Genomic DNA, 25,558 nt, shown 5'->3' on the forward strand with positions numbered 1-25,558 from the left:
TAAAAGCTACGTACCGGTAAGAATACGAGTTATAATACACACCGTAAAACTTACCTGCGTTTCGGATAAATTTTTACATATTGTAAAGCTTATATGAAAGAGAACCTAATAATCAACCGAAACTTTGGTAAACATGAGAATAATGGAAATTATTCATGTTTTATGTTATATTCATCAATTATAGTACTTCGTAAATGAAAGAGGTTATAGCTGTGGATAACAACACATCAAACTTTATTAGGAACATCATTCAAGACGACTTAAAAACAGGAAAACGTGATTCTGTTGTCACTCGATTTCCGCCAGAACCAAACGGTTATCTTCATATCGGGCACGCAAAATCAATCTCCCTAAATTTTGACTTAGCAGATGAATTTAAAGGTAAAACTAACTTACGCTTTGATGATACTAATCCGGTAAAAGAAGACATCGAGTTTGTTAACTCTATTAAAGAAGACGTAAAATGGCTCGGTTATGAGTGGGAAGGTTTATTTTTCGCATCTGATTACTTTGATGAGATGTATAACCGCGCAGTTCTTCTTATTAAAAAGGGACTTGCATATGTTGATGACTTAAGTGCAGATGAAATCCGCGAATACCGTGGAACGCTAACTGAACCAGGTAAGGACAGCCCATATCGTGAACGTTCAATTGAAGAAAACTTAGAGCTCTTTGAAAATATGCGTGCAGGTAAATATGGAAACGGTGAAAAAGTATTACGTGCAAAAATCGATATGAAATCACCTAATATTAATTTGCGTGACCCAGTTATCTACCGTATTTCTCATACAACTCACCATAATACAGGAGATAAATGGTGCATTTATCCGATGTATGCTTTTGCTCATCCACTTGAGGATGCAATTGAAGGGGTTACTCATTCAATTTGTACAATTGAGTTTGAAGATCAACGTCCGTTTTATAATTGGGTTGTTGAACAGTGTGAAATGGAAAGCAAGCCACAGCAAATTGAATTCGGTCGCATTAACCTAACAAATACTGTAATGAGTAAAAGAAAGCTTAAGCAATTGGTAGAAGAGGGTTATGTTGATGGTTGGGATGACCCACGCATGCCGACAATTTCCGGTCTACGAAGAAAGGGCTATACACCTGAAGCAATCCGTACTTTCTTACGTGAACTAGGTGTTGCAAAGAATAATGGAACTGTTGACACACAAATGCTTGAGCATTTTGTTAGAGAAGATCTAAAGCTAAAGACACCTCGAACAATGGGTGTAATTAATCCATTAAAGGTTGTTATTACGAATTATCCAGAAGGCCAAGTAGAAATGCTTGATGCTGAAATAAATCCTGAAAATCCTGAGATGGGAATAAGACAAATTCCATTTTCTCGAGAAATCTATATTGAGCAAGACGATTTTATGGAAAATCCTCCTAAAAAATACTTCCGCCTATTCCCTGGCAATGAAGTTCGCCTAAAGCACGCATACTTTATTAAGTGTGAGGAAGTAATTAAGGATGAAAAAGGAAATGTTGTAGAACTTCGTTGTACGTATGACCCAGAAACAAAGAGTGGAACTGGCTTTACAGGTCGTAAAGTAAAAGGAACCATCCACTGGGTTGAAGCAACAAATGCTGTTCCTGCTGAATTCCGTCTATATGAACCACTCATCTTGGATGCCGAGGGAGAAGAAGAGGAAGGAAAAACATTCTTAGATCATGTAAATCCAAATTCACTTGAAATCGTGAATGGATTTATAGAGCCGAACATGAAGGATGTTAAACCACAAGATAAGTTTCAATTCTTCAGACATGGATACTTTAATGTGGATCCGAAGCATACAGCTGATAATCATATTGTGTTTAATCGAATTGTTTCACTAAAAAGTTCATTTAAGTTATAGAAAAAAAGACTCGTTCACTCATGGAGTGATACGAGTCTTTCTTATTTTTAATAACGATCTTCCAGATCAATTCCCTGATAATAGTGCTTTAGTATTTTCTCGAATGACGCTCCCTTTTCAGCCATGCCAACAGCACCAGTTTGAGAAAGACCTACTCCATGGCCCCAGCCTCCGCCGTATACCTTAAAGCCAATCTCGTCAGTTTGTTTGTTTTTAACAGGCTCAATGTGGAAAAGTGTGCTTAGAAGTGACGCTTGGTTACCGCTGCTGTTAATGTACTTAAGATATGAACGAATTGAGTCTTTATAAGCATAAAGATTCCCGCTTTCCGTAACAAACTCAATTTCTAATACTCTACCTGAGCTTGATCGCTCAATTACATTAATTTCATATACTTTTCCAACCTCTTTGTTAAATGATGTACTTAATACATCGCTGATTTCCTCAGCAGTCCATTCAAAATTCCAACGGTGGTATTTTGACCAGTCTGATTCGAAATCTCCATTCTTCATTGCTCGAAGGGAGTTAGAGTTACTGCTGTTTTTAAACACCTCTAATGACGGAACATGCTCAAATGATTTCCCTCTTTGTGCATCTGGAACACCACGTAAATATGGAACCGCATCTGAACTCCAAATATCCTCATTATTAGCTGAGAATCCACCGCTGGTTGAGTTAAATACAGCTGTAATTAACTTGCCTTCATATGTTGCAACAACGCCTCTTGTCTCATCAACAGCCTGATTAGAAATTGGATGTTCATCTTCAAATCCACCATACACTTGGTCAGATGTTGTAGGTAACAAGTCGTACCCATCTTTACTGCGCTTTCCAAGACCAGCAAAAGCATAAGTCCTTGCTGCTACTGCCTGAGACTTTTGTGCCTCTATTTCTCCATAAGGTACAGGTGGCAGCTCACGAGGAACCACTCCATATAAGTATTCTTCCATTGGAAGTTCGTTGATACCAGCTAAAGTACCAGAACTGTTGAAACCAACTTCCGCGATACCACGGTATCTTCTGTCATTAATTTTTACAAGATCTTCTGATATGACTTGGATTGCGTTTGGAGTTGTTACTACCGTTTGACCTTGAGTAATTTTAATTACGGATTCTCCTTCAACAAGGGTAATTAACCTCCAGTATGCATCACTAGCGCCCAGGCCTTTTGACACTATTTCGTTTTTGAATGCTGTTCTGACTGCAAAAGATGCATCCGATGGAAACTCTCCTATTAGTAGACGCCAGCCATTGTTATATGGCTCTACGTATGTAGAATATCCGAAACCTTCCGCTCTAGTTAACCAGTCTTGTACTGCTGCATTACTTGTAGTAAAAGAAACCTGTAAACGATAATTCGTTTTAACAATTGATTCTCCAGAAATTTCAGCTGTTAGTTGTTCATTTTCACCACTAACCAGGGTTTCTCCCGTCTTTTTATCTATTACATCAAACGTTCCTACACCACCAACAGTCAGGGACTCAACCGAAGGTATGACTCCTATCCGTATAGTAGGTTCTTCCCCTTCTGTTGCTGCCGCTTTGTTACTTCCAATAACCCCCTGGAAAAGTAAAGCGCTTACAAGAGTAAATACAAATACTAGCTTGCTAACCTTTTTGACCAAACTAACTCCCCCATTCATTTTAGTCTTCATATATGTATGTTCGACCTAGATATAAAATAACCTTTCAAACTATTTTACTAATTATTAAAATTAAATTTTAAACTCTCGTTTTAAGAAATCCATACAAAAATAAGCTAAAACCCCCTTTTTATAAGGGGATTTCTTAAAAAAGTGAATTTTTCTTGAAGGTTGTTATCGTAGATCATACCGTTTCACTACATTTAATAGGTATTACCTCCTATGACCTTCTGCTTATACACATTAAAAGACTTGCAAAAAGGCACCTACAAAAGTAGGTGCCCTTCTCATTACTATGACTGGTACTGAACCTGATGTAGGTTCGCAAAAATACCGCCTTTTGCAATTAACTCATCATGTTTTCCTTGTTCGGCAATGCCTTCTTCTGTCACAACAATGATCCGATCCGCGTTCCGGATGGTTGCCAAGCGGTGCGCGATAACTAATGTTGTACGATTTTTTGAAAGCTCGTTCAACGCTTTTTGGATAATTAGTTCTGTTTCCGTATCTAATGCTGAAGTAGCTTCATCCAAGATCAGGATTGGTGGATTTTTTAAGAACATCCGTGCAATCGCAATACGCTGTTTTTGTCCACCTGATAGCTTAAGTCCTCTTTCCCCAACCTGTGTTTCGTATCCATCTGGTAGACCTCCGATAAAGTCTTCTAGATGCGCACGCTTTGCTGCTTCCTTGATTTGTTCGTCAGTTGCATTAAGCATTCCATACGCAATGTTTTCACGCAACGTCCCTGTAAAGAGAAACACATCCTGTTGAACGATTCCAATTTGAGAGCGCAATGATTTTTTCGTAATATCTCTGATATCAAATCCATCTATGCTAATAGATCCTTCATCAACATCATAAAAACGTGGAATTAATGAACAGATTGTCGTTTTTCCTGCACCTGAAGGCCCAACAAATGCTACCGTCTCTCCTGCTGTTATTTGCAAATCGATATTCTCTAATACCGGCTTATGTTGATTTTCATAGCTGAACGTTACCTTGTCAAAAACTATATTTCCACGAAGTGAAGGTACATCAACAGCATTTTTCGCATCCTCCACCTCTGGCTCTGCATCAAGAAGCTCAGTAAAGCGTTTAAACCCAGCCATTCCTTTCGGGTATAGCTCCAATAGTGCACTAATTTTATCGATTGGCTTAAAGAGTACATTTACATATAAAACAAATCCAACAAGCTCCCCGTATGACAAGTCTCCAGTAAAGCTTAGCCATGCACCCACTACAAATACAATCAGTACAAAAAGGCGTGTCATAAAGTAAATACCTGAAGATGTAAATCCCATTACCTTATATGCACCAAGCTTTGATTTTCGAAATTTACGGTTATCGACTTTGAATCTGCTAATTTCAAATTCTTCATTGGTAAATGATTGCACAACTCTTGCACCTGCTACACTGTCTTCAACACGTGCATTTACATCCGCAATATTGCTGTACATATCTTTCCAGGCACGATTCATTCTAATATTTGAAAATGCTATTAGCCAAACCAGAAATGGAACAACAATAATTGCGATTAACGCAAGCTTTACATTGATGGTAAGCATAATCCAAAATGCCCCCACAAATGTCATTATTGCTATAAATAAATCCTCCGGCCCATGATGCGCCAGTTCTCCAATATCAAACAAGTCATTGGTAATGCGGCTCATGATATGACCAGTCTTCGTGTTATCAAAGAACCTAAAGGACTGTCTTTGTACATGTTGAAACAACTGTTGCCGCATATCTGTTTCAATATTAATACCCAGCTTATGTCCCCAATAATTCACAATGAATTGTAGACCTGTACTAACTGTATATAGAACAAACAGTCCTACACTTACCCATATAATTGCAGTCCAATTGTACGTTGGCAGCAGTTCATCAATGAACCATTGTACTGCAAGCGGAAAAGCTAGTTCTAATATAGCTACTACGATTGCACATGAGAAATCAATTAAGAATAAGGTCCGGTGCGGCTTATAATATGTAAAAAATCTAGAAAGCATATATTTCTCTCCTTATGTTAATCCAAAATTCAGTCTAATTGATTATAAGTCGTTTTACCGAAAATAGGCAATTATTATGATTTACTTAAACAAGCTTTATCATCCCAAATCTATATACAGGCAATTTTCACGGTTTCCTCTGAAATGAATAGTATACAGAAAAAGTGAAAATGGGATGGTGAACTACTAATGAATTTACCAACAATATTAGCTGGACCCATTCTCCGAAGAGTCGAACGTTCATGCGTCTATATATGGATTGCCCTTCGAAAAAGATATCATCTGGGAGCAACCCTTTACACGATTGAAGAAAATGACGAATCAACAATTAACTATACTGAAATAGATTGCCAATCCGAAACCACTACCATTCGGGCTGGTAAACAATTATATATTAGTCTAATAAAGGTTACCCCTAGAAGTGGTATGTTTCCGACAGATCTTCTAATAGGCTATAATCTATTCTTTAAATCTGGTACAACAATTCTTGATTTACAAGACTTTGACCTCTTAAATCCAAATAATCCTAATTCCATTGTTTATGGAAACCTAGTTTATCCGAGTTTTTATATACCTGGGCAAATTGATTCTCAAATTCTTTATGGCTCTTGTCGAAAGCTACATGGAAAAGGAACGGATGCCCTTAGTACATCAGATAAGAAGTTAGCTACAACCTTTAATGTACTAGGTGAAAGACCAAATGCTCTTTTTTTAGTCGGAGATCAAATTTATGCAGATGATGTTCCGGATCCAGTTTTTCCACTTATGGTTGAGGCTGGAAAAATGTTAATTGGCAAAAAGGAAAATCTGGCCACTTTGGATTCTCGCCTCAACAACATTCCTTTTACACAATCAATTGAACAAATACGTGGAAGACAATTTATCATGGAACGCTTTTGTCGTTTCACCTCTAGTCATGCTCATAACCATGCGATGACAATGGGAGAATACTCCGCTCTCTATCTCTTGAGTTGGTCTCCTCAGCTATGGGACGCATGGCTAGATGACCAACAGTTTCCAACCTTTCAAGAGACCTTACAGAATAATAACGTATATTTCGTATACGATGAAAAAGAAGGTCAAGACGATGAACAAAAGCGTGAGCTTGAACAACATCAAAAACGGTATGAAGAACATCTAAAGGACGTAAAAAAAACCTATCAAACTCTTTCTAACGTTAGGCGGTTACTAGCAAATATCCCAACTTATATGATATTTGACGACCATGATATTACAGATGATTGGAACCTTAGTTATGACTGGAAAAAGAGTGTCCATTCTTCTAATTTAGGAAGGCACATCATTACAAATGGTCTTTCAGCTTATTGGCTATTCCAAGGCTGGGGTAATGATCCTGATAGTTTCCACTCTCTCTTTATACGAAACTTGGGAAAATACTTCAAATCTTACAATCTACAATCAAGTGTACATGATTTATGGGAACAACAGCTTTTGGAGTATGATGCATGGAACTTTGTTGCCCCTACCAATCCGACCTCTATCTTCCTTGATACTCGAACACAACGTGCCTTTGACCACAATCCCCTCCCTGTCAAGTTAGGAAGAACAATCGAGGAAAAAGATCGACCTCCAAAATTAATAGGAAGGCATGGCTGGGAAACAATAACCAATTGCTTAATAAATAGCCTATGGAAAAAAGGAGATCCTCTAATTATTGTATCTCCAGCACCTGTCTACGGTATTGGGCTTATTGAATCATTCCTCCATCAGTATATTTACCCTTTGAAAATAGTCGGTGTCCGTGCAAATAGCACCTTTGACTTCGAAGCCTGGAAATATAATGGGGAAGGATTCACAGAGTTACTAAATCAATTTAAGGATTGGAACCCAAGTGACTGCATTATACTATCCGGTGATGTTCATTATGCCTCTGCTGTACGTTCAAATGTTACGTTTCAAACTGGAGAAAAGCTACGTATTCACCAATTTACAAGTAGCCCTCAACACAACATGAGCTTTTCCGGTTTTTGGGGTGCTATTATGAAAGCAGTTGTTACCTTAAATGCTGGTAAGAGAAGGAACAAGGAAATTAATCGCTACAGTGATGATACTTTTCATCTAATCACACAATCTAAAGATACTCCATGTCCATCTAACTTTACCTGGCAAGAAAAAATACGGTATTTGACTGGTGATAAGAGTACTATAATTGAAACTGATAACAATATTGGTCTTCTTCGTCTTACTCCAAGTTCTATTCAGAACTTCTTGTTACAACATGATCGGACCATAACGTACAATGAAATTGAACTAATGAAAGGATCAACAAGCAAATAGGTAACGGTTCTTCATAGTAACCACTACCTACCACTTTAATAAGAATCAATATTTGTGTATAATGGTTTTAACTTAATAAATTTGTTTTCTAGGGTTCCGCAGTTTTAACTGGCCTGGTCCGAGAGAAGACACATAGCATAATGCTATGCCACGGAGGGACAAAAGCCTGGGAGATTGTATGATTCGATATAATCTCTCTAGGCTTTTTTTGCTTTTATTCCGTATATACTACTAATATGAATGGGGGAAAAATAGTGAATATACAATGGCTAAAGGTCCTTTTTGCTGCGTTTTTTGAAGTCTTTTGGGTAATTGGATTAAAACATGCTGATAGTATCCTTGACTGGACAGGGACGGCAATATCAATTTATATAAGCTTTTATATGCTTATAGCGGCAGGAAAGTATCTTCCCGTTGGAACCGTTTATGCTGTCTTTGTTGGACTAGGGACAGTAGGTACTGTACTATCTGAAATGATCTTTTTTAATGTACCTTTTAATCCTGAAAAGATGATTTTCATCCTCTTATTACTTATTGGTGTAATTGGCCTAAAGCTCGTTACAAAAGAGGAAACAGAGAAGGAGGTTCAATCATAATGGACTGGTTCTTTCTTATTATTGCCGGACTTTTTGAAATGACTGGGGTTGTTTTGATTAACAGACTTCATACTCATCGTAACTGGCAATCATTAGTTCTGTTACTTTTATCCTTTGGCGGAAGCTTTCTATTCCTTAGCCTAGCGATGAAGACTTTACCAATGGGAACTGCTTATGCTGTTTGGACTGGTATCGGTGCTTCTGGTGGGGCCATTTTAGGAATGATATTATATAAAGAACCAAAAGAATGGAAACGAATCTTTTTTATCGCGTTAATAATTGGTGCAACGGTTGGATTGAAAGTTGTAGAATAATGGTAAGAAGACACACATATTTGTATCTATTATGTTAAGGCTAACAATATAGTTAGCCTTTTTTTCAACAATATCTAACAAATATCCCCTATTTCCGAGGAAATACTACATAAAGGTTGTAACTTACAGTGAAGGAGTTAACAGTCATGGAAAATATGCAGCAATCATCAAAGACAGTTGCAAGTATACTATTAGAACAACTCAATTTATGGGGAGTTAAAAGAATATATGGTGTCGTTGGTGACGCCATTATTGATTTAATGGATGAGCTTGCAAAACAAGAAACTATTCAGTTTATTGCAGTAAAACACGAATCTGTCGCAGCGATGATGGCTTCTGCAGAAGCTAAATTAACTGGAAGAATAGGTGTATGCCTTGCAACAATGGGACCTGGACTAGGAAACCTTATTAATGGTCTTGGTGATGCATATATGGATAAAACACCTGTACTAGCAATTACAGGACAAGCTCCTACCAAGAAGATAGGTACAGATTATAAACAATATATTGATCAGCAAGAATTAATAAAACCTATTGCTGAATATACAACTTTACTCGCTCATCCTAATTCAATTACAGATGTATTAGTAAAGGCAATGAATACTTCTGAAGCAAAAGGAGCCGTAAGTCATCTATCCATTCCTAAGGATATGTTTGCATTGGCTACTTCAGCTAATCCGAAAAACAGAACTGACATTTTGGAAGGGTCTGCACCATTTCAATTCAAAGACGGAAGTCGTGCTATAACAATAATGAAAAGTGCAAAGAAACCAATGATTTTAGCTGGTCTGGGAGCAATGAATGCTGTTGTTCAAATTAAGGAGCTTGCTTCTAAATGGGGAGCAGGGATACTTGTAAGTCTAGGTGCAAAAGGCTACTTTGATGATTCCTATGAATTATTACTAGGTGGAATTGGCCAAGGTGGAAACCCTTATGCAAAGGACTTATTTAAACAATCTGATGTCGTTTTATTAGTTGGAAACTCATGGTGGCCAGAGGGATATGTTCCCGAAAATGCTCAGGTAATACAAATAGATGCAGTTAAAGAGAATATAGCAAAAGGAATTCCAGTCGAACTAGGTATCTATAGCAAAGCAGAATCTACTATTCCGTTGTTAATCGAAGGGTTACAGGACCATACAAAAAATGAAAGCTGGGTAACACAGCTTCATGAAGTAAAAAGGAAATGGGATGTAGAAAATGAGCAAGAAGGATTACAAACAACGCAACCCATCCATCCATCCCGAATCGTTAGGTCTATCGAAAACCATGTAGAAAAGAATGCAATAATTGCCCTAGATACCGGCGATATTACAGTATGGTTTAATAGAAACTTCCGTTCAAAAGGACAATCTATCCTTTTTTCTGGTGAGTGGAGAACAATGGGTTATGGACTACCGGCAGCACTTTCAGCAAAACTATGCTTTCCCGAACAGCAAGTAGTAGCAATTGTAGGTGATGGCGGAATCGAAATGACGTTGGCTGATTTATTAACAGCTGTTCGATACCAAATAGATATAAAAGTAATTGTATTTAATAACCACGCTTTGCAAATGGAGAAAGATAAAATGGTTGTAAGTGGCAATCAACCATACGGGACTGATTTAACCAACCCTGATTTCGCAATGATTGCTAAAGGCTGTTCATGGAAGGGCTACACCGTAAAAAGTGAAGATGAATTAGATGAAACAATAAAAACAGCGTTGTCACATAAGGGCCCTACCCTAATCGCAATAGAAACAGCTCCTGTAGTCCATCCCGAAACAAAGTAAGGTACCATTACGAAATGGTACCTTTTGATTAAAAATTATCGTTGAAACCTATCAAGCATGCCAAAAAACTCTTTAAGAAACTCGTAGAATAACTTCTCGGTAGGAAGTAACTGTCTTTCACTTGGAATAATAACTCCTACAGTACGAGTTACATTTGGTTCTACTATTGGAATTTTAACCGTTGAGCGAGGGATATTATCCACTAGAGTAATTTCAGGTATAAGCGTTATTCCTAAGCCTGCCGATACTAGTCCTTTAATTGCATCAATATCCTCTCCCTCAAATGATATTTGAGGATTAAATCCAATCTGTTTGCATGCATTTACGATAATATCTCGTAAAATATATCCCTCGGGAAACAATACAAATGAATCCTCCGCTAATTCATTTAGATACAATGATTCTCTCTTCGCAAAAGGATGTGTATTTGGCAGCAACCCTACTATATGATCTGTAAAGAGTACACTTCCTTTTATCTTTTTCTCATTCATCGGTACTGGTCCTATTAGCGCCATATCAAACTCACCATTTATGACACCTTCTACTAATGAATGATACGACCCTTGATTTAGATTAAATTTCACATGAGGAAAGCGTTCTCGGAATGCAGAAATGGCTGTAGGCATGGTATACGAAGCCAAACTACTCGGAAATCCAATTCGAATCATACCTTTCTGTGGATCTAAATATTCTTCTACCTCTCGCTTTCCATTTTCGATTACCTTTAATGCATGTTCCATATGTTCAAGAAAGATTTTACCGACTGGAGTTAATTTTACATTCCTACCTTGTCGTATAAACAAATCAGCGCCAAGCTCTTTTTCTAAATTTACAAGCTGCCTGCTTACTGCAGACTGTGCTACATGCAGTGTAGTGGCGGCATCTGTTACGTGCTCTCGCTTAGCTACTTCAATAAAATACATGATTTGTCGTAACTCCATTACGCTTCACTTCCATTCATCTCATTTCGGCATGAATCTTATCTATTATGTAGATTGATTAGATTATTTCTACATTATAAAATATTACTAACTAGAAGTCTAAAAATTTTATTACTTGTTCGGACAGACGTGTTATGAAAGGGTGAATGTACCATTGGCAATCTTAGAGAAGACACTTACTAACTCAGCAAACCATATTGCGGTTGACTATGTGAATAACGTATATGAAGCTGTAAAACAAAATAATCCCCATGAATATGAGTTTCATCAAGCAGTAAAAGAGATCCTAATATCACTCATTCCTGTTATTGCAAAACATCCCAAATATATTGAGCATAATATCCTGGAAAGAATCGTAGAACCCGAACGAATGATTACCTTTAGAGTTCCATGGGTTGATGACCAAGGAAAACCACGTGTAAACCGAGGATTCCGTGTTCAATTTAATAGTGCAATTGGCCCCTTTAAAGGTGGGTTACGTTTCCATCCGTCTGTAAATTCCAGCATTATTAAATTTCTTGGATTTGAGCAGATTTTCAAGAATTCCCTAACTGGTTTGCCTATTGGTGGAGGAAAGGGCGGATCTAATTTTGATCCAAAAGGTAAATCCGACGGAGAAATTATGCGGTTTACTCAAAGCTTTATGACCGAACTTAGTAGACATATTGGGCAAGATATAGATGTTCCCGCTGGTGATATAGGTGTAGGAGCAAGAGAAATAGGCTATATGTTTGGGCAATACAAAAGGTTGCAGGGTAGTTATGAAGCTGGTGTTTTAACAGGTAAGGGGTTAACATATGGCGGTAGCTTAACACGTACAGAAGCTACTGGATATGGGACTGTTTATTTTGTACAGGAAATGCTGAAGGATCAAAACCTTTCCTTAGTGGATTCCACTGTAGTAGTATCCGGCTCTGGTAATGTTTCTATTTATGCAATTGAAAAAGCTACACAGCTTGGTGCAAAGGTAGTTGCTTGTAGTGATTCAAATGGCTTTATCTATGATGAAAATGGGTTGAATCTAGACACAATTAAGAGAATAAAAGAAGTTGACCGGAAACGAATTTGCGAATATATTAATGAACATCCAACTGCAACTTATACAGAAGGTTGCTCTGGAATTTGGTCTATACCTTGTGATATTGCGTTACCTTGTGCAACGCAAAATGAAATTGATGAATGTGCAGCTAAAGTTCTCGTGGCAAACGGTGTAAAGGCTGTTGCTGAAGGTGCTAACATGCCATCCACATTAGAAGCCATTGATGTATTTCTTTCTAATCATGTACTTTTTGGCCCAGCAAAGGCCGTAAATGCGGGTGGAGTAGCTGTTTCTGCATTAGAGATGGCACAAAATAGCATGCGCCTGTCTTGGTCATTTGAAGAAGTAGACCAAAAACTGCACGAAATTATGAGTTCTATCTATAATCGTAGTATGAAGGCTGCAGAAGAATACGGACACCCTGGCAACTTAGTGGTTGGAGCTAACATAGCAGGATTTATTAAGGTCGCTGATTCAATGATTGCACAAGGCGTTATTTAACCTCTATACAATAAAAAAAGAGCATCAACCCTAACTTGGTTGATGCTCTTCCTTTTAATCACCCTTCTAATAATAAATCCTCAGGGTCTTCTAATAATTCTTTTACTTTTACCAAGAAACCTACTGCATCTTTACCATCGATAATACGGTGGTCATAAGATAAGGCAATATACATCATCGGTCTAACTTCAACTGTATCATTTTCATCTACAACAACAGGACGCTTTTGAATTTTATGCATTCCTAAAATACCAACCTGTGGTGCATTAATAATTGGTGTTGAATATAGGGAACCAAATGTTCCACCATTTGTAATAGTAAATGTACCGCCTTGAAGATCACCTAAACCTAGTGTGTTGTTTCTAGCTTTTTCAGCTAAACGGCCAATTTCACTTTCGATTCCAGCAAAACTTAAGCGATCTGCATTGCGTACTACTGGAACAACTAATCCCTCTTCAGCAGAAACAGCAATTCCAATATCATAAAATTTCTTTAGAAGAATTTCATTTCCTTGGATTTCTGCATTTACTAACGGATATTGCTTAAGTGCCCCAATTACTGCCTTTGTAAAGAAGGACATAAATCCTAACTTGACACCATGCTTTTTAAAGAAAGCATCTTTACGACGGCTTCTAACATTCATTACAGCTGTCATATCCACTTCATTAAATGTTGTAAGCATTGCCGCAGTATGTTGAGCCTCAACTAGACGTTTCGCAATTGTTTGACGACGTCTTGACATCTTAATTCTCTCAACATTATCTTCAGTTGCAGTAGGCGCTGGTGCTACAGGCGCTTTAGCTGCAGGTGCTTGTTTGCTTTGTTCCATCGATTGCTTATATGCCTCTACACCTTCGACACGTACGCGACCTAGTGGATCTTTATATGGAACATCGTTTAAATCAATTCCTAGTTCTCTCGCTCTTTTTCTAGCAGCAGGAGATGCTACTGGTGGAGTAGCTTGCTTACCTGTTTCCTGGATTGCCTCAGGTTTGCTTACTTGCTCCACTTGTTTCTCTTCCTTCTTCGGTTGAGGTGCATCCTCTACCTTTGGAGCTTCCTCTTCAGCTGCTGGTTGACTTGCTTCCGAACCGCTCTCATCAAGCTTTGCAATTACTTGCCCTACCTCAACATTATCACCTGGTTGAAATAAGAACTCTTTAATCACACCGCTATATTCACTGTTTATTTCAACATTAACTTTATCTGTTTCCAATTCAGCGATTGATTCACCTTTGTGAACATATTCGCCTTCTTTTTTTAACCACTCTACAATTGTTCCCTCTGTAATGGACTCAGCTAATTCAGGTACCTTAATTTCTATCATAACTGATCCCCTCCCTTACTAATACGTAATGAATCTTCAATAATCCATGCTTGCTCTTGTTTATGAATATCAGGGTCCCCTGTAGCAGGACTTGAACGTTTTGGTCGTCCAATATAATCGATCTTGATTTCTTTTGCAAAGTGTTCGATTAAGACTGATTGAATAGCAGGCCATGCTCCCATGTTCTTAGGTTCTTCTTGAACCCAAATGATTTCCTCTAAATTAGGATATCTGTCTACTAACTCTTGTACTTCCTTCTTCGGGAATGGATATAGCTGCTCCACTCTTGCTATGTGAATTGACTCTGTTTTTTCAGAAGGTAATTCTGCTACTTCTGTTGCTAGGTCAATCGCAACTTTACCACTACATAGCACTAAACGGGTTACCTTTTCTGTTTCTGAACCCAGTCCTGGTTGCTCTACCAACGGCTTAAACGCACCGTTTGTTAATTCAGAGACTGGTGAACCTGTTTGCGGATGACGAAGTAGACTTTTTGGAGTCATGACAATTAATGGTCTAGATTCGTCAGTTTCAGAAAGTAACGCTTGTCTTCTTAGCAAATGGAAATATTGGGCTGCACTTGTTACATTTGCGACAATCCAGTTATTTTCAGCTGCTGCATTAATGAATCTTTCAAGTCTGCCACTAGAATGCTCAGGACCTTGCCCTTCGTATCCATGTGGTAGAAGCATCACAAGGCTAGATTTTTGTCCCCACTTTGCACGACCAGCTGATATAAACTGATCAATGATCGGTTGAGCTACATTGACGAAATCACCGAATTGCGCCTCCCATAAAACGAGCGCCTTAGGATTTTGTACAGTGTAACCATATTCAAATCCCAATACAGCTGTTTCTGATAATGGGCTGTTATAAATTGAGAACGGCGCCTTTGCTTCCGGTATATGGTGTAAAGGTATATATTTTTCATTTGTTTCATAATCATTTATTGCAACATGTCGATGAGCAAACGTACCACGTTCACTGTCTTGACCTGTCAGGCGGACTGTAGTTCCTTCAGAAAGGACTGTTGCAAATGCTAGAGTCTCTGCTAGTGCCCAATCAACTTTGTTTCCTTCCTCTAATGCGCTCTCACGACGTTTTAGGATTCGTTCTAACTTTGGATAAACAGTTAGTGTTTCAGGCCAGTTTAGTAGTCCCTTATTAATTGAACGCAGAATTTCGACTGGAACTGAAGTATCAAACTCTGGTATATCTGACAATACCTTTGGTACTTGCTGTTTTTTGAGCTCTTCGTTATCTACAAAGCTATTATAGGTTTCTTGTAAGCTTTGCATAAACTCATCTTTCTTTTGAGCTAGTTCTGCTTCAGTTAATGTACTGTTGGTAACTAGTGTTTTTCCATATTTATCGGCAATTACCGGATGCTCTGCAATCATCTTATATAAATGTGGCTGTGTTACGTTTGGGTCATCCATTTCGTTATGGCCAAAACGTCTGTAACCTACTAAATCAATAAGAATATCCTTTTGGAATTGTTTTCGATATTGATATGCAAATGCGATTGCTGCAAGACATGCTTCTGGATCGTCAGCATTTACACGTATAATCGGAATCTCATATCCTTTTGCAAGGTCACTCGCAAAACGAGTTGAACGAGAATCAGTATTATTTGTTGTAAACCCAACAAGGTTATTTGCAATAATATGAACCGTTCCACCAGTTTCATATCCTTTTAATCTACTCAAGTTTAGTGTTTCAGCCACAACTCCCTCACCAGGGAATGCTGCATCACCATGAATGAGTACACTAAATGCCTTTTGCTTATTTTGTTCAGGATAGCCGGCTTTATCTGTAGTGTCCTGAGCTGCACGTGTAATTCCTTGTACAACAGGGTTAACAAATTCTAAGTGACTCGGATTATTCGCTAAATTGATATGTGTTGTATGTTCAGTAGTAGAACCCTTTACCTTTCGATCGGCACCTAAATGATATTTTACGTCACCTGACCATCCATAGTTAATACCTCTTGAACCCTCAGAAGGAACCAGTTCCTTATTTGGAGAATGATGAAATTCAGAGAATATTAATTCATATGGTTTATGCAACACATGCGCCAACACATTAAGTCGCCCACGGTGAGCCATACCAATCATAATATTATCTGTGCCGTCTTCACAGCCTTCTTGTATTAACTTTTCAAGCATTGGCACTAACATATCAAGTCCTTCAATTGAGAACCTCTTTTGACCAACGAACGTTTTATGAAGGAACTTTTCAAAACCATCAACTTGAATAAGGCGTTCTAGAAGTTCCTTTTTTTGCGAATTAGAAAGATTTAGGTTTACCCCATTTAGTTCAACTTGCTGAGTAAGCCATTTTCGCTCTTGTTCATCATGGATATGTCCAAACTCATAGGCAATTGTTTGTGTATAGATTGAACGCAAATATTGATACGCATCCCAAGCTGTTTCGATTCTTGCAGGAGCCTCTTCCCATATGCAAGATGCCGGAATGCTCTGTAAGTCTTCTTTTGTAAGATTATAAGCATCAATTTCCAAATAGCTAGTATCTGGTTTTGGTCTAGTACGTAGTGGGTAGATATTAGCTGCTAAATGTCCATAAGCACGGACATTTTTTAATAGCTTATTTGCTGCTATTACCTTTTTAAACATATCTGGTGAAGCAACCTGAGACGTAGACTCCGTTACTTTTTCGTCAGTAGGTGGCGGACCAAGTTCTTCAAATAAAGCCCTCACTGACGGGTCTACAAGACTTGGGTCTTCCTTGTACTTATCATACATATCAAAAACGTATCCCATATTAGGACCATAAAATGTTTCCCACACATTTTTCATTTGTTGACTGTTCATTCGTAAAGCCTCCATACATCACATGGTCTATTTTCAGACAAAAACAATTAGTAAAAATTAACACTTTAATTACTATACCCACATACTATTTTTTTGTAACGTTTACATTTCAAAAAATAGCGTTTTCCTCCAAAAAATAAGACGTTTACTCGTCAATATTTTTAGAAAATATGTTATTCTTATATTACAGAGTAGATTACTAAAATTCCTTGATTTAAATCAATTTTAAATAATTTTCACTATCACGATAATGAAAACGTTTTGAATACAATATGGTATAACCATCAGCCTTTTTATAGCTACTAAAACTTTTCATGTCCACCCATCATCTATAAACTTCACTCTTAATGACGGGTAAACTAAAAAGTACAACATGAGTCCGCATAAAAATGGGCATTCGAAAGGAGTAAAAAGTGTTCTGTATGATTAGCAGTCCACATGATCCAAGTTATATTAGTCTCGTACCTATTTTTCAAGGTTTACAACAAGATGAAATACAGGATCTCCAAAAGGTAACACAAATAAAAGAGTATCAAAAAGGTGAATGGATTTTTAGAGAAGGTGAGTCATCTGACACACTCTACCTTATTAGTGAAGGCTTAATCAAGATTACGAAGGTTGCAGAGGATGGAAAAGAACAAATCGTCAGATTGCTTTTTCCCGGTGACTTTTTTGGTCAATCTGCTATGTTGCAAACCGAAAATCACTATGCAAATGCAGTTGCTATTAACGATACACTCATCTATACGATACACAAACATGATTTCTTAAATACATTAGAGCGCAATCACAAAATGGCACTACGATTTATGAGAGCCTTAAATGAGCGCATATATCAAGCAGACGAATGGATGAGTTTGTTAAGTCTTATGGAAGTTGAACAACGACTCGCAAGTGTATTATTACTTTTCAATAATCGCATGCAAGCGAAAGATGGCAAATTCACTCTACCTATTTCCAAAAAAGTGTTAGCCTCCTTAATAGGCACAACCCCTGAAACAATTAGTCGTAAGCTCGTATTATTTGTATCGAACAACTTAATCGAGCTACACGGGCAAAGAGATATTCATATCCTCGATATAGAAGGACTTAAAAAGAAGGCAAAATTGCATTAGGTTTTTTGAGACTGTTTGAAAACATTTGTTATATTTAACTGATAAAACTGACTTGGCATTACTTCAAGTCAGTTTTTATTTGTTTTGGCTCTCAATTCCCATTTTGAATGACAAACTCCATCTAACATCTTACTAGTTGGTTTTCATTACCCTTATGAACACCAACCCCTTATAGCATCTGACCTTTTCGACTTTTTAAAATCAAACATCCCCTACCCTACTTAGTTGTTACTACAAGCCTTCAAAATTCAGCCCAATAAAAAAGACACCTGCAAATCAGGTGTCTTCCTCATATCTTTAATAAGAAACATACTTCAGTGGATTTACCGCATTAGAATGGCCACCACTATATTGGGTAGGTGTATATGGTCCTTCATAAATCTCAAAGTGTAAATGCGGTCCAGTTGAACGGCCCGTATTCCCCATATATCCAATTACTTGTCCTTGTTCGACACGGTCATACTGACCTACATGTCGTTCTTGTAGATGTGCGTACACCGTTGTATATTGTTGCCCATTAATATAATGCGTAATCATAATAACATTACCGTAGCTGCCTTCTAGGCGCGAACGTGTAACAGTTCCTGATGCTGCAGCAAGTATTGGCACGTTGCCTGTCCTACCTGCTTTACCAATATCAATTCCAAAATGCATTCTTCCCCATCGCATTCCCATTGTAGAAGTTAATGGACCTGTTGCTGGGTTAATAAAGATACCATTATTAACAATTGTTGTTGGTGGCGGTGTTTTTCCTTCTTGCTCAGCCTTTTTTCTCTGTTCTTCAAGCTCTTTTTGCTTACGATTCCATGCATCAATTTCAAGTTTTATCGCCTTTTCTTGAGCTGCTAGTAACTCTCCTACATCTTCTAGAGCCTGAAGTTCATCATGCATATGCTCTTCTTGTTCTTCTAATTGCGCCATTACTTTGTTCTGTTCTTCTATTTGGCCTTTAAGCTGAACCTCTAAGCTATCCAACTCAGCTAACTGAGTTTTCTGCTCAGCTAACAGATCTTCGACTTCAATTCTGTTTTCTTCAAGTAAGGCAATGTCGGCTTGATGTTCTTTTATAATGTCACGATCTGCTTGTACAAAAGTTGAAACAGCATTTATGCGGTTTATAAAGTCGGTAAAGCTTTTAGCACCAAACAATACATCCAAATAACTTACCATTCCGCCGCTTTGTTGTAGGGTACGCATTCTTTCTTTTAGAAGCTCGTCCCGCTTTTCGATACGCTCCTCCAAAACCTTCATTTCTTCTTTAATACGTTCTATTTCTTCACCAGTTTCCTGAATCTGTGCTTTTTTTCCTTCGATTTTATTTCGAGTCTCAGATACAGCAAAGTCAAGTCGTTTAATTTCTTTCTCAACTGATGATTGCTCGGCTTGTATCTCACTTATTGCGTCCTTTTTATCCTCAATTTCCGATTCGACACTTGACTTCTTTTGTTCAACCTCTTGTTTTTCTTTTTCTAATTCGGTATTTTTCTCGATAGCTTGTACAGTGCTTGGCGTTGTCGATAATATACTTCCGAAGCCCATCATTACTCCAATGCCAAGTATAAGAAATTTTCTTTTCAACCTGTCGCCTCTCCCTTCTACCAATCTAGTATTCTATTAGTTAATAATTCGAACATAGCAAAGGAAAAAATATCTATGTTTGTTTCACTTTTTGTAATAATCTCAGGTAATTTGTATTATAACATAAAAAATTGACTTTTTTCCCCGAATCTTTATTACAAATATATTTCAAAAAAGGTTGATATTACTAGATTTCTAAAAGATTTTTCGACATTAGCTTTTTAATTTTTTGATATAGAAGAGATATAGAAGAAATGAAAAAACTCACCACTTCCATGGTGAGTTTGAACTCGTTTCCTTATTTTTTCCGACTAATCTCTGCCGGTATTCTGTAATGAGCAATCTGTCTTTTTAATAAAAGGTTTTCTTTTTCAAGAAGGATGACTTTTTTCTTATTTTGGTCTTCATACTCTTCATCAAAAGGAGTTAGGTTAATTTCATACCACGCCTTACCATCTAGATCCTCCCTAGAAGAAGATCGAGTGATAGCAGCACCTGGGTATTTGTTACGTATGTACTCCACTTCATCTACTGAAAGCCTTAATTCCCGGTATGTCTTTTCTAACGCAAAGGATTCCTGAAAAAACATTTCAAATGCTTCGGTGTGTGTACGGTTCATACCCTTCCCTCCACTGATAAAGTACCATTTATTTTTTTACTTGTTTACCAGATCGTGTAATGGATCTTTCAACTAGCACATTCATTGCGTCAATACTGTATTTTGCAACTTCATCACTTAATTTTATGCAGGATAATTCTGTGCATGCTAAAATGATACATTTACATCCCTCATTTTCGACTAACTCTACTATAAGAGATTCTAGTTCACCCGGATCTACATCTAACTCACTCTTCACACCATTATAGATAATATCCATGACTTTTCCCTGGATAGCATCATTTGGAGAGTGCAGTTCAAGCTTATATTTTTCGCAAACCTTCTTATAGATTCCCGTTCGAATTGTTCCATTTGTTGCTAAAATACCAACCTTTGTATTTTCACCATACTTTTCGTAAATTTCTTTAACAGTCTCATCAACCATGTTAATAATGCTTATTTGAGTCATTTTTTGAAGCTCTTCGTAAAAATAGTGTGATGTATTACAAGGTATCGCAATATTGGCTACACCAGCTGCTTCTAGGAGCTTAAAATCATTTTTGATTGCTTCTAAAAAGGTTTCACCAGTGTTTGCCAAAATGGCTTCCGTACGATCTGGAAGTGTAGAATGATTGAGAATGACCATATTAATATGTTCTTGGTCTTTATGAGCAACCGTACTATTAACAATTTTATCAAAAAATACAGAGGTTGCTTTAGGTCCCATACCGCCAATTATACCTAGACTTTTTGTTTCCATTTTTGCACCTAGTTTCGTCATTACTATTCTTTATTCAGCACTACGGCCCATCAATTGTTTTTGTTCCTTTGTTAAACCAGCAACACGATGGCGCAGTGGGAAGAATAATTTCTCCAAAGGAATATCGCGTCGCATTTTTGCAATTTGCTGTAACGCTACTCCGCCACCATAATCCATACCTTGGGCACCTGCCAGAATTACAACATCCCCTGGTTCTGCCTTAGTAAGGGCAGTAGAAATTGCATCATTAAGTTCATCAAACAAGTTTACTTTAATATTTGCATCAGCCATTACTTCTTGGAAAACAGCGACTTCTTCATCTGTAACTCGATCCTTCGATGTTACATGGGAGACACTCTTAGTCGCTATTACTTCATTAAATCCAAGTTTTTCGGCCCATTTTGCAATAGCTTCTGCATTTTCTCTGTTTACAGTTGGACCTCTTTCTCCTCGAATTGCATATACAAGCTGCAGGTCTTTGTACTCCATATATTGCAGGGTCTGTAGCGTGACATCAATATTGCCAGCATTTGCAAAGTGATCATCTACTATTTTAATATCATCTTCAAAAATAAATTCAAAGCGTCTTTCTACGCCACCGAATTTTTTTAAGCCCTTCTGAATAGAAGAAATTGATACACCACTTAGGAGGCCTATCGTGATGGCAACCATTGCATTATATACGGAGTGTAGACCTGGTACAGATAGTTCAATATCAAATTCACTTGGTAGATATTCAAAATCATAGCGTTTTATTGGCTTTAAGATTTCGATTGTAAACTTGGCTCTACCTGTAGTCAAATCTAAGTTTTTGCATGTAATATGTCCATCTTTACTTTCTAAACCAAAGGTGATCACATTTGCTTTAGTTTTGTTAATAAGTGATGAAGAATATGGACAGTCCAAGTTTAGAACAGCAAAGCTGTTTTCACTTGCATCTGTAATTAAGCTTGATTTAATTTCAAAATACCTTTCAAAGGACCCGTGAGAGTCAATGTGTTCACGACTCACATTATTTAGAGTTACAATATCATAATCTACTTTTTCTACACGATTCGTTTCTAACGCGTTCGACGAAACCTCCATGGTTACATGGGAAACATCACGCTCTACCATTTGCTTTAAGTAGAATTGCAAATCAAGTGATTCTGGCGTAGTTAGTTCTGATGGAATTGAAAAATCATCAATTTTTACAGAAACTGTCCCTATTAAACCGGTACGGAATCCCTCTTCCTCTAAAATCGCATTAGTCATAAACGATGTCGTTGTTTTTCCATTTGTTGCAGTAATGCCAATCATACTCATTTTTTCGGAAGGATTACCATAGTATTCAGCAGCTAGTCTGGCTAAAGCAATTCTGCTGTTTTTGACAACAATTTGGGGAATCTCAATTTCCTCTTGAATGTCTTCCACAACAGCTGCAATGGCCCCATTAGCTATCGCTTGCGTAAGATATTTATGTCCATCTGTTTTATAACCCTTTATACATACAAATAAATGTCCTGGAGATACCTTACCAGAATGATATGATAGTCCTGTTATTGATATATCCTTATCATTAATTGTTTCAATTACTTCAATGGAAGATAAAAGGTTGTGTAATCTTGCCATTTTAGTCCCTCTCTTCTTTACACTATCTCTTTTAATTTTGTTTCAGTTTCTGTCTGCTTTCGAAAGATACTTACAACCTATCTTTTCTTAAACTTCTTGCCAGCAATCATTTTCGCAAAAGAAACAAATGGTTTCGGGTCTTTTACATCCCAGATTGCATATGCTTTAGGTTTCATTAAGGATTTTACTACTTGCCCTTTTGTTAGTTGGCCAGTTCGCAGATAACCTTTAATTGCATAAAAGTCTTCATAGGCATACCAAAATACAATACCTGTATCGTGTTCAATTGCTTTAGGTGGTAATGGATTGCCTGTTAGTTCTCGATACGTAATATAAGGGAAGTTAACCCCTACCTTGTATAATAAACTGTTTAGGTTTGTGATTCGGACATTCAATTCAATTAAATAGAACTTCCCTGTCTCAGCGTCCTTTTTAAACTCAATCTCTACAAAGCCTTTATAACCGATGCTCTCTAAAAAGCGTGAGCCAATCTCATACAGTTCTGGGACATATTTTTGACCAGTATATACAGATGCGCCGAAATTAATTGGATATTGGCGATATTTTTGACATGTTACCCAGTGTGTAACCTTGGATTCTTGATTTAAATACGCATCAAACGTATGCATATGGTCATCAAACCCAGGAATGATTCGTTGAACAATTACTTCTTGTTTTGCATCTTTTGCCTTTTTAATAGCTTCATCCAGTTCTTGACGATTATGAACCATAAATAACTTTTTACGGAAAATAGAGACAAAGGTAGGCGAATCTGTTGGTTTAACTAAACAAGGATACTTAATCGTTTCTTCAACCTTTTCATAAAAGTTGTCCTCATCCACACGAACCGTTTCAGGAACAGCCACACCATGCTCACTCGCTAATTTATGTAGTAGTTCTTTATCCATTGCCTTCGTATATAAACCCTGCTCTGTTTGTGGAATAAGATAGAACTCTTTTAGTTCATCTAGATATTCATCTACTACTTCAACATAAGAATCGTGACATGGAATTAACACTGGCTTTGCCGTTTGTTTTCTGGAATACTCTTTTAGAAATGAGATAAACTCCTCTTTCTCATTGCGGTAATGAGGAGCAATCACTCTTTCCGAACAATATTTAGACTCCGCTCCATATGTGTTTTCATAGGAATAATCAACAGCAACTGTATGAACTCCATTGACACCTAAACAGCGAATAGTACTTAATCCTATATAATAATTCGTTCCTAATATTACAGCCTTATTATTCATACTATTATCTCCCCGAATCGACTTTAACTAGTTATTCATCATTATATCAATATTGACATACAATTATAGGTGTTTCAAGAAATATTCAACTAGAAATGTATCCTGAATTTTTTTATAAATCTCCCATATAATAAGCACATTCTTCTAGACGTTTTTCATTACCATTTTCCATATGAAAGCAAAAAGGAATAGAGTACAGATACATGTTTCGTACTCCATTCCTCCTTTTTGGTGGATACAATGCAACTTAGGCGATATCCAAATTTAGATAAACATTCCTGCTATTGCAGCACTCAATAATGATGCCAACATACCAGCGGCAACTGACTTAAGGCCAAGTCTTGCAATATCAGGGCGCCGACTTGGGGCAAGTCCTCCCAATCCTCCTAAAAGAATAGCCATAGAGCTTAGATTTGCAAATCCGCACAATGCAAAACTTACAACAATTACCGTTTTTTCAGAAAGACTTGGAATTTGTGGTGCAAAAGAAGAATAAGCCACAAATTCATTTAAAACGAGTTTTTGTCCAATAAAGCTTCCTGCAGTGATAGCTTCTGCCCAAGGTACACCAACAGCAAATGCTATTGGTGAAAAAACAACCCCAAGAATAGCTTCAAGACTTAAAGATGGGTAACCAAATAAGCCACCTATCCCCCCAAGTATCCCATTTATCAATGCAATTAACGCAATAAAGGCAAGCAACATAGCCCCTACATTCAACGCAAGTGATAAGCCATCACTTGCACCGCGTGCCGCTGCATCAATTACGTTTGCAGATTCACTGTCATTTTCCATCTTGAATTCTTGTACCTCTGAATGATCCGTTTCCGGAATGATAATTTTGGCTAATATTAATCCCGCAGGTGCCGCCATAAAACTAGCAGCTAAAAGATATTCAAGAGGAACCCCTAACAAAGCATATCCAACAAGTACAGATCCAGCAACGGAGGCAAGTCCTCCAGTCATAACAGCAAAAAGTTCAGATTTAGTCATTTTAGCGATATAAGGCCGTATTACCAACGGAGCTTCTGTTTGTCCAACAAATATATTTGCAGCGGCAGACATCGATTCAGTTTTGCTGGTTCCCAGCAACTTTGATAAGCCTCCACCAATAATTCGTATAAACCATTGCATAATGCCAACATAGTATAAAACAGAGATTAAGGAAGAAAAGAAAATGATAATCGTTAAAACATGAAACGCAAACACAACTCCAAATTTCTCTGTATCTGCTAAAGAACCAAAAAGAAAACCGATGCCTTCATTTGCAAAATTTATAACATCTTGGATTCTCTCCGTAAACCATTTCAAACCAGTTCTTCCAGCTTCCCATTTTAAAACAACAAAAGCAAAAATAAGTTGAATTGCTAGCCCACCTAAAATAGTACGTGGCTTTATTTCTCGTTTGTTTGTAGAAAGAAGGAATCCTATCCCTAATACTACTAACATTCCAAACAAGCCCCAAATCACATTCATCTCTATCACCTCTACCTGTATATTT

Annotated in this window: 18 protein-coding genes and 1 riboswitch; of the genes, 7 read left to right on the forward strand and 11 right to left on the reverse strand. The window is 37.4% G+C overall.

Going from position 1 to position 25,558, the window contains the following annotated elements:
* Positions 1-194 precede the first annotated feature (194 nt).
* Entirely contained in the window at positions 195-1,865 is a 1,671-nt protein-coding gene (locus tag AB3M96_RS10330) for a glutamine--tRNA ligase/YqeY domain fusion protein (protein ID WP_412967524.1), read from the forward strand.
* Positions 1,866-1,912: 47 nt separating this feature from the next.
* On the opposite strand, the gene AB3M96_RS10335 is transcribed toward AB3M96_RS10330, so the two are convergent.
* Both AB3M96_RS10335 and AB3M96_RS10340 read right to left on the reverse strand, forming a co-directional pair.
* Positions 1,913-3,490: a SpoIID/LytB domain-containing protein gene (locus tag AB3M96_RS10335; protein ID WP_412967525.1), complete on the reverse strand. Its 1,578-nt coding sequence runs from the start codon at positions 3,488-3,490 to the stop codon at positions 1,913-1,915.
* 311 nt (positions 3,491-3,801) lie between these two features.
* Positions 3,802-5,520, reverse strand: a complete 1,719-nt coding sequence (locus tag AB3M96_RS10340; protein ID WP_412967526.1) for an ABC transporter ATP-binding protein — start codon at positions 5,518-5,520, stop codon at positions 3,802-3,804.
* A gap of 189 nt (positions 5,521-5,709) precedes the next feature.
* On the opposite strand from AB3M96_RS10340, the gene AB3M96_RS10345 reads away from it, so the two are divergent.
* From AB3M96_RS10345 to AB3M96_RS10360, 4 genes are all read left to right on the forward strand, one after another.
* Positions 5,710-7,818 (forward strand): metallophosphoesterase family protein, encoded by a 2,109-nt coding sequence (locus AB3M96_RS10345; protein WP_412967527.1) that lies wholly within the window; start codon positions 5,710-5,712, stop codon positions 7,816-7,818.
* A 77-nt stretch (positions 7,819-7,895) separates the two neighbouring features.
* Positions 7,896-7,993: riboswitch (guanidine-I (ykkC/yxkD leader) on the forward strand.
* Between the two features lie 79 nt (positions 7,994-8,072).
* Entirely contained in the window at positions 8,073-8,414 is a 342-nt protein-coding gene (locus tag AB3M96_RS10350) for a DMT family transporter (RefSeq protein WP_412967528.1), read from the forward strand.
* Entirely contained in the window at positions 8,414-8,728 is a 315-nt protein-coding gene (locus tag AB3M96_RS10355) for a DMT family transporter (RefSeq protein WP_412967529.1), read from the forward strand. The genes AB3M96_RS10350 and AB3M96_RS10355 overlap by 1 nt, the downstream gene beginning before the upstream one ends.
* Before the next feature lie 128 nt (positions 8,729-8,856).
* Positions 8,857-10,500 (forward strand): thiamine pyrophosphate-binding protein, encoded by a 1,644-nt coding sequence (locus tag AB3M96_RS10360; protein WP_412967530.1) that lies wholly within the window; start codon positions 8,857-8,859, stop codon positions 10,498-10,500.
* Between the two features lie 35 nt (positions 10,501-10,535).
* Here AB3M96_RS10360 and gltC read toward each other — a convergent pair whose 3' ends face one another.
* Positions 10,536-11,441: a glutamate biosynthesis transcriptional regulator GltC gene (gene gltC, locus AB3M96_RS10365; protein ID WP_412967531.1), complete on the reverse strand. Its 906-nt coding sequence runs from the start codon at positions 11,439-11,441 to the stop codon at positions 10,536-10,538.
* Between the two features lie 160 nt (positions 11,442-11,601).
* On the opposite strand from gltC, the gene gdhA reads away from it, so the two are divergent.
* Positions 11,602-12,981 (forward strand): NADP-specific glutamate dehydrogenase, encoded by a 1,380-nt coding sequence (gdhA, locus tag AB3M96_RS10370; RefSeq protein WP_412967582.1) that lies wholly within the window; start codon positions 11,602-11,604, stop codon positions 12,979-12,981.
* Positions 12,982-13,039: 58 nt separating this feature from the next.
* Here the strand turns inward: gdhA and odhB are convergent, their stop codons facing one another.
* Both odhB and AB3M96_RS10380 read right to left on the reverse strand, forming a co-directional pair.
* A complete protein-coding gene (gene odhB, locus AB3M96_RS10375) occupies positions 13,040-14,308 on the reverse strand; it encodes a 2-oxoglutarate dehydrogenase complex dihydrolipoyllysine-residue succinyltransferase (protein ID WP_412967532.1) in 1,269 nt (422 codons plus the stop codon).
* Positions 14,305-17,142 carry a 2-oxoglutarate dehydrogenase E1 component gene (locus AB3M96_RS10380; protein WP_412967533.1) on the reverse strand — a complete coding sequence of 946 codons (2,838 nt, stop codon included), beginning with the start codon at positions 17,140-17,142 and terminating at the stop codon, positions 14,305-14,307. Before AB3M96_RS10380 ends, odhB begins: the two co-directional genes overlap by 4 nt.
* A 422-nt stretch (positions 17,143-17,564) precedes the next feature.
* On the opposite strand from AB3M96_RS10380, the gene AB3M96_RS10385 reads away from it, so the two are divergent.
* On the forward strand, positions 17,565-18,257 hold the full coding sequence (locus AB3M96_RS10385) for a Crp/Fnr family transcriptional regulator (RefSeq protein ID WP_412967534.1): 693 nt from the start codon (positions 17,565-17,567) through the stop codon (positions 18,255-18,257).
* Between the two features lie 297 nt (positions 18,258-18,554).
* Here AB3M96_RS10385 and AB3M96_RS10390 read toward each other — a convergent pair whose 3' ends face one another.
* From AB3M96_RS10390 to AB3M96_RS10415, 6 genes are all read right to left on the reverse strand, one after another.
* Positions 18,555-19,835: a murein hydrolase activator EnvC family protein gene (locus AB3M96_RS10390; protein ID WP_412967535.1), complete on the reverse strand. Its 1,281-nt coding sequence runs from the start codon at positions 19,833-19,835 to the stop codon at positions 18,555-18,557.
* A gap of 298 nt (positions 19,836-20,133) precedes the next feature.
* Positions 20,134-20,454 (reverse strand): hypothetical protein, encoded by a 321-nt coding sequence (locus AB3M96_RS10395; RefSeq protein ID WP_412967536.1) that lies wholly within the window; start codon positions 20,452-20,454, stop codon positions 20,134-20,136.
* A gap of 28 nt (positions 20,455-20,482) precedes the next feature.
* Positions 20,483-21,193 (reverse strand): cysteate racemase, encoded by a 711-nt coding sequence (gene cuyB / locus AB3M96_RS10400; protein ID WP_412967537.1) that lies wholly within the window; start codon positions 21,191-21,193, stop codon positions 20,483-20,485.
* A gap of 30 nt (positions 21,194-21,223) precedes the next feature.
* Positions 21,224-22,804 (reverse strand): Mur ligase family protein, encoded by a 1,581-nt coding sequence (locus tag AB3M96_RS10405; protein ID WP_412967538.1) that lies wholly within the window; start codon positions 22,802-22,804, stop codon positions 21,224-21,226.
* A gap of 77 nt (positions 22,805-22,881) precedes the next feature.
* Positions 22,882-24,057, reverse strand: coding sequence for a carboxylate--amine ligase (locus AB3M96_RS10410; RefSeq protein ID WP_412967539.1), 1,176 nt, complete (start codon positions 24,055-24,057; stop codon positions 22,882-22,884).
* Positions 24,058-24,321: 264 nt separating this feature from the next.
* Positions 24,322-25,533 carry a NupC/NupG family nucleoside CNT transporter gene (locus AB3M96_RS10415; RefSeq protein ID WP_412967583.1) on the reverse strand — a complete coding sequence of 404 codons (1,212 nt, stop codon included), beginning with the start codon at positions 25,531-25,533 and terminating at the stop codon, positions 24,322-24,324.
* Between the last annotated feature and the right edge of the window lie 25 nt (positions 25,534-25,558).

It is taken from the genome of Ferdinandcohnia jepli, from assembly GCF_047246645.1.
Lineage (GTDB): Bacteria > Bacillota > Bacilli > Bacillales > Bacillaceae_L > Ferdinandcohnia.